This window comes from Streptomyces stoeckheimensis, assembly GCF_045822005.1.
In the GTDB taxonomy this organism is placed as follows: Bacteria; Actinomycetota; Actinomycetes; order Streptomycetales; family Streptomycetaceae; genus Streptomyces; species Streptomyces stoeckheimensis.
Genome location: NZ_CP169550.1, coordinates 7690285 through 7702737, shown reverse-complemented (window position 1 = coordinate 7702737; position 12453 = coordinate 7690285). Strand labels below are relative to the sequence as shown.

Here is a 12453-nt window from a genome sequence, read left to right as displayed (position 1 = left end):
AGGGTCCGGGATTCCGGGAGCACGTTTCGCGAGCCGACAGGAGTGCGGCATGACCGCGGTGACCCGTTTGGTCACGTACACCGATCTGCACGTCGGCGCCACGAACGCTCGGCAGTTGTCGGTGTCGGCACGGCTGGAGGCCGTCCTCGCGGACGGCCGCAGCGTGGTATTGCTCGACGATCGCGGCTGGAGCACCTCGGGCCCTTCGGGCATGCCTGCGCTGACCTCCCCCGAGGACATCGAGGAGACGGCCCGGACGGTGGTCGGACCCGACGAGCCGTTCGACGGCATGACGCAGGAGCAGATGGCCGCCGGACACTGGGGCTACCTGGCCGGCGTCCTCGGGGAGCAGGGCGTGGACGTGGCTGCCCACGAGCTGGAGCGGCTGCCCCACGACGTGGTGCTCAGCGAGCGTCTGCGAGCGTGGCTCGGCTGAGCGATCAGACGCGCTCGAGGGGGACGTGAGGAGTCGGCGGCAGGGTGACCTCGATGGTGTCGCCGGGCTGGATGGTGCCACCCCGGTGGACCACGCCCATGATTCCGGCCTTGCGGAGCACGTTGCCCTCGTCGTCCCTGCCCACCACCTGCTTGAGCAGTCCGTGCTGGAAGGTGTCGATCTGCAGGCACGGGTTGCGCAGCCCGGTCACCTCGACCACCGCGTCCGCACCGAGGCGCAGCAACGTGCCGGTCGGCAGGGCGAGCAGGTCTATGCCTTCGGTGGTGACGTTCTCCCCGAGCTGGCCCGGCTCGACCTGGTGACCGGCCTCGGCGACCTCCTCGAAGAGCTCCCGGTGGATCAGGTGCACCTGCCGGAGGTTCGGCTGCGTGGGGTCCTGGGCCACACGGGAACGGTGCTTGACCGTGACCCCGGCGTGGACGTCGCCCTCGACCCCGAGCCCTTCGAGGAGCGTGATGCTCTCGCGCGTGGGCTTGGTGAACGAGTAGACCCCGTTGCTGCTGACCGCCGCGACCTGCGCCGCACTCGCCCTGCCTGCCGTGCTCACCGTGCTCATGGTTGCCCCCCCTGCCGCCGTCAGCGGCCGATCTGCTTCCTGGACATCCCCCGCAGCCTACGACGCTGGGAGGAGTCCAACAGCAGGTAGGCGGCTACCGGAACGCCGATCAGGACCAGCAGTCCGGCCCAGAACCCGACCGTCCAGAACAGTGCGATGGCTGCCACCACACCGGCAACCGCGATCTTTCCGCTCGTGGACATCTGCGGCACCCTCTTTCTCCGTAGGCCACTACCCCACACAACGCGCGCGCCGGGCCCCGCGTTCCCGGCTCCTCGTTTCCGTCCGGCCCGCCCGCCGTCCCTCCCGCGCACGGCGGCTGGCGCAACACCGCTCGCGCACGCCCGCTCGCGCGAACGGCCGAGGACGTGACCCGGGTCACCGCGTCGCCGCGGGCCGGGGCGGCCGCCGGTGGGTTACTCTCGGCCACTCCGTATCCGGTAGTCAAGTTTGAGGAATGCGTGCTCCCAACGATCTCCGGCCTCATCCCCTGCTCCGCCGTCTTCCTCCCCGCCGAGCCGGCCCGCGAGGGCCGGATCGCCTTCTGGCGGCCCGACCCGGCCGAAGGCCTCCACCTCGGCGGCCGGGGCACCCCCGAGCAACTCACCATCGTCACGCCCGACCTGCGGCGCACCACCGTGCCGGCCCTCGTCCTGCCCCTCGCCGAAGCCCTGCCGCTGCTCACCCGGGTCCGGTCCGCCGCATCGGCCGGAGCCGCGCCCTTCTGGGGCGCCGCCACCCTGCTGGCCCTGCGCTTCGCCGCCCGCGGGCTGCTGCTGCCCGGGCTGAGCCCCGCCGGGTACGACGCCTGGCGGCTCGGGCCGCTGGACGCCGCCGATCTCGAGGAGGTACGGGAGCTGGCGGCGGCCATGCCGCCCGACGCGCACTGCGTACCGGTCGGCATCGGCGACGGCCGCCACGGCAGGGACGCGGCCAAGGCCACGGCCGGCATCCTCACCGAAACCGGCCCCGGCCCCGACCCCGGCGCCGGCGCCGGCGCCGGCGCCGCCGGGGATCGTGACCTCGCCGTCCCGCCGCGGCTGCCCGCACCGGAGCCGTTGCTGCGCGCCTTCCTCGACGCCGTCGCCGACACCCTGCCCCGCTCCCCCGCCGCGCCCGCCGCCGCCGGTGGCTCCGCCTACGCCGCCCGCCCGCCGCAGCTCCACCCCGAACTGCGCGACTGGGCCGCGGAGGTCGCGGCCGGGCACGACGCCGGGGTGCGCGTCTCGCTGCGCATCGAGGTGGACCCGGACGCCCGACCCGCCGCCTTCCGCGCCGTCCTGCAGATGCACGGCCTCGCCGACGCCGCGCTCGTCGCGGACGCAGCCGACGTCTGGGCCGGGTCCGGACCCGCCGCGGCCGCCTTCCCGCCCGGTGCCCGCCTGGACGCCCTCCGGGCCCTGCGCCGCGCCGCCCGCCTGTGGCCGCCGCTCGCGCCCCTGCTCGGCGCCGCCGTCCCCGACGCCGTGAACCTCGCCGACGAGGAGGTCGCGGAGCTGCTCGGGGAGGCCGCCGGCGCCCTGGCGGCCGACGGGGTGCAGGTGCACTGGCCGCGCGGGCTCGCCCGTACGCTCACCGCGCGGGCCGTCGTGGGCCGGCCCGCCACCGGCTCCGACCTGCCGGGCCTGTCGGGGCTGCCGGGTCCGCTCTCCGCCACCTCCGCGCACCCCGTCGGCTGGCGCTACGCCCTGAGCGGCCAGGGCGATCTGACCGCCGACGAACTGGACCGGCTCGCCGAGGCGAAGCGGCCCCTGGTCCGACTGCGCGACCAGTGGGTCCTGATCGATCCGGCCGCGGCCCGCCGGGCCCGGGCCCTCGCCCGCGAGAACCGCGAGGTGACGGCCGCCGACGCGCTGGCCGCCGTACTGACCGGCTCGGCGGAGCTCGGCGGCACGCGGTACGACGTAGAGGCCACCGGTCCGCTCGAACGGCTCCGCACGCTCCTCACGGCCGACCCCGAGCACCCCGCCCCCGAGCACCCCGCCCCGGAGCACCCCGATGCGCAGGCCGACGTACGAGCCCCGGCCGCCCTCCGCGCCACCCTGCGCGACTACCAGCTCCGCGGCCTGCGCTGGCTCGCCCGACTCACCGGGCTCGGCTTCGGCGCCTGCCTCGCCGACGACATGGGCCTCGGCAAGACCGTCACGCTGATCGCCCTGCACCTGCACCGCCAGGAGCACGGGCACGAGGGCCCGACGCTGGTGGTCTGCCCGGCCTCGCTGCTGGGCAACTGGCAGCGGGAGATCGAGAAGTTCGCCCCCGGCACGCCGGTGCGCCGCTTCCACGGCACCGGCCGCGACCTCGAAGGGGTGGCCGGCCAACCCGCCGGGGGCTTCGTCCTCACCACCTACGGCACCATGCGCCTGGACGCCCCCCGACTGGCCGCCGTGCACTGGGGCATGGTCGTCGCGGACGAGGCCCAGCACGTCAAGAACCCGCGCTCCTCGACCGCCAAGGCCCTGCGCACCATCCCGTCGGCGGCCCGGGTGGCCCTCACGGGCACCCCGGTCGAGAACAACCTGTCCGAGCTGTGGGCCGTCCTCGACTGGACCACGCCCGGCCTCCTCGGCCGCCTCGGCACCTTCCGCACGCGCTACGCCGAGCCGGTCGAGAGCGGCCGCGACCCGCGGGCGGCGGCCCGGCTCGGGGCACTCGTCAGGCCGTTCCTGCTCCGCCGCAAGAAGTCCGACCCCGGGATCGCACCCGAGCTGCCACCGAAGACCGAGACCGACCACGCGGTGTCCCTGACCCGCGAACAGGCCGGGCTGTACGAGGCGGTCGTGCGCGAGACCCTCGCCGCGATCGCCGCGGCGGACGGGATGGAGCGCCGCGGGCTCGTCGTCAAACTGCTCACCTCGCTCAAGCAGATCTGCAACCACCCCGCCCAGTACACGAAGGAGCAGCACGGCCCGAAGGAGCCCACCGGGGCGGCCTCCGGCAAGCTGGAGCTCCTCGACGAGCTGCTCGACACGATCCTGGCCGAGGGCGGCTCGGTGCTGGTCTTCACCCAGTACGTGACGATGGCCCGCATCATCGAGCGCCATCTCACCGCGCGCGGCATCGCCTCCCAACTGCTGCACGGGGGCACGCCCGTTCCGCGCCGCGAGGAGCTCGTGGACCGCTTCCAGGCGGGCGAGGTCCCCGTGTTCCTGCTCTCCCTCAAGGCAGCCGGCACCGGCCTCAACCTCACCCGCGCCGGGCACGTCATCCACTACGACCGCTGGTGGAACCCCGCCGTCGAGGAACAGGCCACCGACCGCGCCTACCGCATCGGCCAGACCCAGCCCGTCCAGGTCCACCGCATCATCGCCGAAGGCACCGTCGAAGACCGGATCGCCGAACTCCTGGAACGCAAACGGGCCCTGGCCGATGCCGTGCTCGCGGGCGGCGAGGCCGCGCTGACCGAACTGAGCGATGCGGAGCTGGCCGAACTGGTCGCGCTCCGCCCGACCGCCTCCGGGGAGTGACACGGATGAACGCGAAGGACCCGTACGCGAAGGACCCGTACGAGAAGACCTTCCCGCCCCTCCCGCCCGCCCCGGGCCGCGCCTTCGCCCGGACCTGGTGGGGCCATGCCTGGCTGCGCGCCCTGGAGGACAGCGCGCTCGACGGTCAGCAGGTCAAGCAGGGCCGGCGGTACGCGCGTTCGGGCGCCGTCGGGGCCGTGTCCGTACGGCCGGGCGGGCTGACGGCCGTGGTGCGCGATCCGGACGGGACGGCGCACCGGACCGACGTGCTGGTGCAGGAGTTCACGGAAGCGGAATGGGACCGGCTGCTCGGCATGGCGGCCGCCGAGTCCGGCCACATCGCGGCGCTGCTCGACCGGGAGGTGCCGCCGGAGCTCGCGGAGGACGCGGCGGCGGCCGGGGTGGAACTGCTGCCCGGGATCGGCGACCTCGACCCGCGCTGCGACTGCGAGGAGTGGGACCACTGCCCGCACACCGCGGCGCTCTGCTACCAGGTGGCGCGGCTGCTGGACCAGGACCCCTTCGTGCTGTTGCTGCTGCGCGGGCGGGCGGAGGCCGGTCTGGTGACCGAGCTGGAGGAGCGCAGCACGGCGGAAGCGGAAGCGGGATCCCCGGATTCCGCCGGCGAGGCCGTCATCCCCGGCATCCCCGGCGTACTCGCGTCCGAGGTGTACGCCGCGGCGTCCGCCCTGCCCCCGCTGCCTCCGCCCGCGGCGCTGCCGGACGTGCCGGGCCAGCCTCCGACGCTGGACACGGAGTCGGGGGCGGAGCCACCGGGCCTGGACGTGGACGGGGTCGAGTTCCTCGCGCAGGCGGCCGCGACGGAGGCGTACCGGCTGCTCGCGGAAGCGCTCGCTCCGGCCCATGCGGAGCGCGCCCCGCAGCCCGAGCCCTCGACCGCTGACGACGCCGTACGGCTCACGGCGCAGGCCCACGACCTTCGGGTCCGCTCCCGCCTGTCGGCGGCTTCCGACAGGGACCGGGCCGCCATGGACCGGGCCGTACTCGCCTGGGGCTTCGGCGGGGCACGGGCCGTCGAGGTGCTGGAGGAGGACTGGACCCCGGACCGGGCGTCGCTCGCCCGGGCCCGGGCCGCCCTGGCATCGGCCTGGCCCGACGGGGCGGACGGTGCGGGCGCCGGCGCGGGCGCCCCCGACCCGGTGTTCCGCCGGGTCCGGTCCCGCTGGACGGAACCGGGCGGTGACCGCCAGCTCCGGCTGGGCCGTGAGGGCCGCTGGTGGCCGTACCGCCGGGCGGCGGACCACTGGCTCCCGGCGGGCCCGCCGTCCACGGACCCGGCGGCGGCGCTGGCCGCGCTGGACCCGGAGGAGGCGGAGGAGCCGGAGGAGGCGGAGGAGCCGGAGGACTAGGAGGAGCCGGCCGGCCCGGGGGCGAGGCCCGGGCCGCACCGACGGGGACCGGCCTACCCGCAGCCCGCACTGGCCGACGTACCGCTTGCCGGGGCGTCGGGCCGGTACGACGATGGGGCGCTCCGGGTACCAAGGCACCGCGAGAGGGTGACATGGACGATCCTTCGGTGGCTCTGCCGGGCGGGGCCGACCCCGCCGAGCGGACGCGGGAACTGCGGCGGGCCCACGCCGCGTTCACCCAGGACGGGCGGGTCGAGGCCCCGGTGCGGGCGGTCATCGCGAGGTCCTGGCGCCGCTGCGCCCGGGCCCGGGTCAGCCCGGAGTGCACGCCCCGGGTGGAGCTGGCCGGGGCGGCACTGCGGTCGTACCGGGAGCAGCACCCCCTGGCCAGGGTGCTCCCGCTGTTCCGGGACCTCGTGGGCGCCTTCGCCTCGGACGGGGCCCATCTGCTGGCGGTGTGCGATGCGCGGGGCAGCCTGCTCTGGGTGGAGGGCGAACCCGCCACGCTGCGGCGCGCGGAGGGCCTCGGCTTCGTGCCGGGCGCCCACTGGGCGGAGACGGCGATGGGCACCAACGCCCCCGGCACCGCGGTGGCGGTCGGGGAGCCGGTCCAGGTCTTCGGCGCCGAGCACTTCAGCCGTCGGGTACACCCGTGGACCTGCGCGGCGGCTCCGGTCCGCGATCCGCGCACCGGAAGGCTGCTCGGCGCCGTGGACGTCACCGGGGGCGACTGGCTGGCCCATCCGCACTCCCTCGCCTTCGTGCGGGCGGTGGCGTGCGCGGCGGAGGCCCGGCTCGCGCTGCTCGCTCCGGCGCCCCTGCCACCCGGCGGCTCCCTCACCGCGCTCGGCCGCGACGAGGCGCTGCTGACCGGCCCGGGCGGCCGTGAGGTCCGGCTCGGGCGGCGGCACAGCGAGATCATGGCCCTGCTCGCGCACCACCCGGAGGGCTTGTCGGGGGAGGAACTGGCGATCGCCCTGTACGAGGACGAGTCGGTGTCACCGGTCACCCTGCGCGCCGAAATGTCACGGCTGCGCGGCCTATTGGGTCCCCGGGCCCCGCTCTCCCGTCCTTACCGCACGGCGGCACCGCTGGAGGCCGACTTCACGGCCGTCACCCGCCACCTGGCCTCCGGTGCCGTCTCGGCGGCGCTGGCCCGCTATCCGGGCCCGCTGCTGCCCGCGTCCACGGCGCCCGGCATCGTCCGGCTCCGGCGCCGCATCGAGGAGCAGGCTCGGGCCGCGGTGATCGCGCGGGCCGACCCGGGGCTGCTGACCGACTGGGTGTCCAGCCCGTGGGGCGCGGAGGACACCGACGTCTGGCGGGCCCTGGCCGCCGTACTCCCGGCTGCGGGCCGGACGGCCGCGCTGGCCCGCGTACGGGCCATCGACGCGGAACTCGGCGTACCGCCTCAGGACGTGCCGGGCGACAGGCGGGGCCGCGCGGCGCCGGAGAAGACGACCACCGCACCGACGACCACCGCACCACCGTCCGCGGCCCGTTCGCCGCGCGGCCGTGCAACGTACCGGCAACCTGCCCGCCCCTAGCCTCACGGCGAGCACCGGCCGACGGCGGCCGGCGCCCGGCAAGGGGAGGTCCTTCCATGGCCCGTTACGCTGCGCCCGGTACCGAAGGCGCGCTCATGTCGTACGCGTCCCGCTACGGCCACTTCATCGGCGGCGAGTACGTCGAGCCGGCCCTCGGGCGGTACTTCGCCAACCCCTCCCCCGTGACCGGCGAGACCTTCACCGAGGTCGCGCGCGGTACGGCCGAGGACATCGAGCGCGCACTGGACGCGGCGCACGCCGCCGCGCCCGCGTGGGGACGTACCTCGATCACCGAGCGTTCCACGATCCTGCTGCGCATCGCGGACCGGATGGAGCAGAACCTGGAGGCGCTCGCGGTCGCGGAGACCTGGGAGAACGGCAAGCCGATCCGCGAGACCCTGGCCGCCGACATGCCGCTCGCCGTCGACCAGTTCCGCTACTTCGCGGGCGCGCTGCGCGCCCAGGAGGGGGCCCTCAGCCAGATCGACGAGGACACGGTGGCCTATCACTTCCACGAGCCGCTGGGGGTGGTCGCCCAGATCATCCCGTGGAACTTCCCCATCCTGATGGCGGTGTGGAAGCTGGCGCCGGCCCTGGCAGCGGGCAACACGGTGGTGCTGAAACCGGCCGAGCAGACCCCGGTGTCGGTGCACTACCTGATGAGCCTGATAGCGGACCTGCTGCCGCCGGGCGTGGTGAACATCGTCAACGGCTTCGGCGAGGAGGCCGGCAAGCCGCTCGCGTCCAGCCCGCGCGTGGCGAAGGTGGCCTTCACCGGGGAGACGTCCACCGGGCGGCTGATCCTGCAGTACGCGGCGGAGCACCTCAAGCCGGTCACGCTGGAGTTGGGCGGCAAGAGCCCCAACCTCTTCTTCGACGACATCTGGACCGCCGACGACGACCTGCGGGACAAGGCCCTCGAAGGGTTCACGATGTTCGCCCTCAACCAGGGCGAGGTGTGCACCAGCCCGTCGCGCGCGCTGATCGAGCGCGGCCGCTACGGAGACTTCCTCGACGCGGCCGTGGCCCGCACCGAACTGATCGTGCCGGGGCATCCGTTGGACACCGACACGATGATCGGCGCGCAGGCCTCGGCGGAGCAGCTGAAGAAGGTCCTGTCCTACGTGGAGATCGGCCAGCAGGAGGGCGCGAAGATCCTGACCGGCGGCGGCCGCATCGACCACGGCGGCGAACTGGCGGGCGGCTTCTACGTCCAGCCGACCATCTTCGAGGGCGACAACCGCATGCGGATCTTCCAGGAGGAGATCTTCGGCCCGGTGGTGTCGGTGACCTCGTTCCAAGACTTCGACGACGCGCTGCGCATCGCGAACGACACGGCGTACGGCCTGGGCGCCGGCGTCTGGACCCGCGACATCAACACGGCCTACCGCGCGGGCCGCGCGATCCAGGCGGGCCGCGTCTGGACGAACTGCTACCACGCCTACCCGGCCCACGCGGCCTTCGGCGGCTACAAGCAGTCGGGCATCGGCCGCGAGACCCACAAGATGATGCTGGAGCACTACCAGCAGACGAAGAACTTGTTGGTAAGTTACTCCCCCAAGAAGATCGGATTCTTCTAAAATTTGAGCATCGTGCCTGACCTGCGCAAAAGCCTGGTCAGGCACCACCCTCCGGGCGCACGACGCCACCGGGTTCACCGATTTTAGAGCTGAGTTCCCTCTAATAATCCCCATCTCATGATGAAGATCCGGACCGTACACGGACCAGCGATCCCTGAAGACGGGACACCCCCAGGAACAGATCTGGCGGGATCGGGGCGCGGCTGCGATCCGGGGCAACCGCCCCGTCGCCGGCAGCTCAGAGCCCACGATGTAGTCCTTGCGCAATCCCCGTAATCCAGGTGGGGAGGGTGGCGGGTGCCGATGAACCCGGCCGACTACGTCGCCGGAGGCTCCGCGCTGCGGAGCACCACAGCCAGCAGCCGCCCAGTGGTGAGCTTCGTGTCCTCTCCCCGTCCGGGATCGCGTGTCATCAGCAGATGGTGAGTCGTGCCGACGAGCGCGAGCGCGATGGTGGCAGCCTCGGCACCCGCGGCCAGCCGACCGCCGCGCTGCTCCGCCTGCAGGTAGAAGGTGAAGGCGTGCTGGATCGCGGCGAACACCGGCGCGCCGGCCTGAAGGCCTTCCCGGGTGTGCAGCGCAGCCGCGGGGCGTGTCATCGCCAGTCCCACCACCGCAGGAGGCAGAGCGTCCATCGGGGCAGGGACGACTTCCTGAGGATTCTCCGCAACCGTCGCCTGGCCCACCTTCGCCTTCAGCGCTTCGGCCTGGCGGGCGCTGCGCGCGAACCGATCCAGGACCAGCTCGGCAACGAAATCATCCAGGCTGGCAAAGTGCGTGTGCAGGACACCCTTGCCGCAGTCAGCCTCCACAGTGATCGCACGGCTGGTCAGGGCCCCTGCGCCGTCGCGGGCCACCACCCGCTCCGCAGCCGCGAACAGCCGCTCCCACAAGTCGGGAATCGCCACTCGACGAGGTGACACAACAGCCCCTTTCCTCTGGCCCATTACAAGTATGGGCACTCACCCATACTGTTTGGGCATTTGCCCATACTGGCGCCGGGGCGCATTACCGCGGCCCGATGGGAGGGAGTTCACCCATGGAACGACTCGCCAACACCGCACAGGCAGAGGTACGGAACGGCTACGAGGGCGAGCAATGGGCCCGCAGCCAAGGACGCCGGGACTCCATCAACGACGGCTTCAACCATCCTCTCCTGGAGGCTGCGGCCATCTCGGAAACCGACTGCGTGCTGGACATCGACTGCGGGGCAGGCCGCACCACCCGGCTCGCCGCCCAGAGCGCCGGCCGCGGCCAGGCACTCGGACTGGATCTGTGAGGCCCGATGCCGAAGAAGGCCCGCGAATGCGTGCAGAACGCCTCCTTCGTTCAGGGCGACGCCCAAGTTCACCCCTTCGACGCCGAAGGGTTCGACGCGGCCATCAGCCGCTATGGCATGACCTTCTTCACCGACCCCGTCGCCGCGTTCACCAAGCTCCACCGCGCGCTGCGCCCCCGCGGCCGGCTGGCCTTCATCTGCGCGGCCGAAGCCGAGGCCAACGAGTGGCTGCAGGCAACGACCTCACTCCATGGCATCTTGCCGCTCGGCGACTTCGGAAAACCGGGCGCACTCGACATGTTCTCGCTCACCAACCGCTCACCAACCCCGACCACATCCGGATGCTGCTCACCGCGGGCGGGTTCGCCGAAGTCGATGTGCAGCGGGTCGAGGTGCCAGGAAAGTGGGGTGTCAACGCGGCAGATGCCACGGCGTTCCTGCTCGACTCCGGCCCTGGACGCCACCTCCTCGACCAGGTCGGGCCGCAGGAGCAGACCCGAGCACGCCAGGCACTGACGGTCGCCCTGCGAGATCACGAGGCGGACGGAGCGTTGTGGCTTCGCAGCAGCTCCTGGCTGGTCACCGCCGTACGGGAGCCCCTACCCGGCTGATCCCATCAGGTGCGAACCATGCGGGCGATGGCTTGGGAGGCTTCTTGGACCTTGTCGCGGGCTCCATCGCCGCCTTCCGCGATGGCGTCGGCGACGCATGAATAGAGGTGGTCTTCCAGCATGGTCAGCCCGAAGGACTGCAGGGCCTTGGTGGTGGCGCTGACCTGGGTGAGGACGTCAATGCAGTAGGTGTCTTCGTCGACCAGGCGCTGCAGACCACGCACCTGGCCTTCGATGCGGCGCAGCCGTTTGAGGATGTCGTCCTTGTTGGCGGTGTAGCCGTGCACGAGGCGATCCCTTCCTTCCTATCGGCGCTTTACCCCCAGGGGGTATTAGCGTAACGATGGGTTGCAGCTATCTGTTCCGCTGAACGTCGGGCGAATGCATAGGTGCCCCCGCCCGAGCGACGGGCGGGGGCACCTTTTACAGGTGAGGGTCAGGCGACATCCACCGAGTCAAGAATCATGGCCGGCTCCGGCCGCGTGCCGCTGGGGCTCACAAGGTACTGCGAGCCCTCCTCCGGGAGCCACCCCTGCGCGTCACCCTAGTGGGAGTGCCCGCCCGGCTCGGCCGTGGTGGTGTTCGCGGCCGGGGCGGCGGATCCGCCTGCCTGGACCGTGAAAGCTGCCGTCCGAACCTTGCCCTCGTGCTGGAAGTCCAGGAAGAGCCGGTAGGTTCCTGCGCTCGGGGCCGTGGCAGTGAAGGAGACGTCCGGCCCGGGGCCGCCCTCGTTGGGGTGGACGTGCAGGTAGGCGAGGTCTCCGTCGCGAAGGGCGACGAGGTGGCCGAACGCCCCGAGGTAGGGCTCGAGGTTCGTGACCGGCTTGCCGTCCTTGCTGACCGTGAGCTTGAGTTCGCCGGCCTTACCGGGGTCGAGGGTCCCACCAAGGGTGACCTGATAGCCCTCCACCTCCGCAGTCGTCGCGGCCGGGGGCACGGGGTTCGGCGCATACGCCCCAGGCACCGACAGGTCAACGCCCAGGGTGACGCCCTTCGCGCCTTCCGCAGCGGCCGCGAAGTCGACGAAGGCCTTGTACGCCCCTGCCGCAGGAAGGTCCACCGGCGCCGACCACGTCCCGTCGTCCGCACGCACCGGGTGCAGATGGCGATAGACGGTGAGGTCGCGTGAGGCAACGATGAAATGCAGCTCCTTGCCGTGCTCGGTCTTGTAGGCGGTGACCTTGCGGCCTTCCGCATCCTTGATCGAAAACTTCAGCTCACCCGGACCCACGGCGATCTGCGGAGTATCCAGGGCCAGCGTGTAGCCGCCCTCCGACACCTGTAGACCCCCGGCCGCCGGCCCCTGGGCCGCCTCCTCATGAGCTCCGTGCCCGGCGGCGCCCGCATCGGTCGACGCCGGTGCCGCGTGGCCCGCATGTTCCGTTTTCGTCGGTGTACCTACGGGTCCCACGCCCGCCCCGACCCCGTAGGCGGCCCCGAAAGTCGCTGCGAGTGCGGCGGCAAAGACGGCGGTCTTCACTCCGGTGTTCATGGCTGCTCTCCCGTACGACGTAGTGCCGCGTCCAGCGGTTCCATGAGCCCACCATACCCCTGGGGGGTACCAAGTCAAGCCGAGGAACACTTGC

General features: G+C 72.6%; 12 protein-coding genes. 7 read left to right on the top strand and 5 right to left on the bottom strand.

The genetic code is table 11. The features are described from left to right. Positions 1–49 precede the first annotated feature (49 nt). Positions 50–436: a hypothetical protein gene (locus ACE1OC_RS34990; protein WP_407840350.1), complete on the top strand. Its 387-nt coding sequence runs from the start codon at positions 50–52 to the stop codon at positions 434–436. 4 nt (positions 437–440) lie between these two features. Here ACE1OC_RS34990 and ACE1OC_RS34985 read toward each other — a convergent pair whose 3' ends face one another. Next, positions 441–1013, bottom strand: a complete 573-nt coding sequence (locus ACE1OC_RS34985) for an MOSC domain-containing protein (RefSeq protein ID WP_407840349.1) — start codon at positions 1011–1013, stop codon at positions 441–443. A 20-nt stretch (positions 1014–1033) separates the two neighbouring features. Further along, positions 1034–1216, bottom strand: coding sequence for a hypothetical protein (locus ACE1OC_RS34980; protein WP_407840348.1), 183 nt, complete (start codon positions 1214–1216; stop codon positions 1034–1036). Positions 1217–1474: 258 nt separating this feature from the next. Here ACE1OC_RS34980 and ACE1OC_RS34975 point away from each other — a divergent pair, with 258 nt between their 5' ends. From ACE1OC_RS34975 to ACE1OC_RS34960, 4 genes are all read left to right on the top strand, one after another. Next, positions 1475–4480: a DEAD/DEAH box helicase gene (locus ACE1OC_RS34975; protein ID WP_407840347.1), complete on the top strand. Its 3006-nt coding sequence runs from the start codon at positions 1475–1477 to the stop codon at positions 4478–4480. Positions 4481–4485: 5 nt separating this feature from the next. Then, positions 4486–5850, top strand: coding sequence for an SWF or SNF family helicase (locus tag ACE1OC_RS34970; protein WP_407840346.1), 1365 nt, complete (start codon positions 4486–4488; stop codon positions 5848–5850). Between the two features lie 152 nt (positions 5851–6002). After that, positions 6003–7397 (top strand): helix-turn-helix domain-containing protein, encoded by a 1395-nt coding sequence (locus ACE1OC_RS34965; protein ID WP_407840345.1) that lies wholly within the window; start codon positions 6003–6005, stop codon positions 7395–7397. Between the two features lie 56 nt (positions 7398–7453). Further along, positions 7454–8977: an aldehyde dehydrogenase family protein gene (locus ACE1OC_RS34960; RefSeq protein WP_407840344.1), complete on the top strand. Its 1524-nt coding sequence runs from the start codon at positions 7454–7456 to the stop codon at positions 8975–8977. 317 nt (positions 8978–9294) lie between these two features. Here the strand turns inward: ACE1OC_RS34960 and ACE1OC_RS34955 are convergent, their stop codons facing one another. Next, positions 9295–9900, bottom strand: a complete 606-nt coding sequence (locus tag ACE1OC_RS34955) for a TetR family transcriptional regulator (RefSeq protein WP_407840343.1) — start codon at positions 9898–9900, stop codon at positions 9295–9297. A gap of 116 nt (positions 9901–10016) precedes the next feature. On the opposite strand from ACE1OC_RS34955, the gene ACE1OC_RS34950 reads away from it, so the two are divergent. Both ACE1OC_RS34950 and ACE1OC_RS34945 read left to right on the top strand, forming a co-directional pair. Beyond that, positions 10017–10256 carry a hypothetical protein gene (locus ACE1OC_RS34950; RefSeq protein ID WP_407840342.1) on the top strand — a complete coding sequence of 80 codons (240 nt, stop codon included), beginning with the start codon at positions 10017–10019 and terminating at the stop codon, positions 10254–10256. A 6-nt stretch (positions 10257–10262) separates the two neighbouring features. Next, positions 10263–10772, top strand: a complete 510-nt coding sequence (locus tag ACE1OC_RS34945; RefSeq protein WP_407840341.1) for a class I SAM-dependent methyltransferase — start codon at positions 10263–10265, stop codon at positions 10770–10772. Positions 10773–10872: 100 nt separating this feature from the next. Here ACE1OC_RS34945 and ACE1OC_RS34940 read toward each other — a convergent pair whose 3' ends face one another. Both ACE1OC_RS34940 and ACE1OC_RS34935 read right to left on the bottom strand, forming a co-directional pair. Next, positions 10873–11154 (bottom strand): metal-sensitive transcriptional regulator, encoded by a 282-nt coding sequence (locus ACE1OC_RS34940; RefSeq protein ID WP_407840340.1) that lies wholly within the window; start codon positions 11152–11154, stop codon positions 10873–10875. Between the two features lie 257 nt (positions 11155–11411). Next, positions 11412–12359, bottom strand: coding sequence for a hypothetical protein (locus tag ACE1OC_RS34935; RefSeq protein ID WP_407840339.1), 948 nt, complete (start codon positions 12357–12359; stop codon positions 11412–11414). Positions 12360–12453 lie beyond the last annotated feature (94 nt).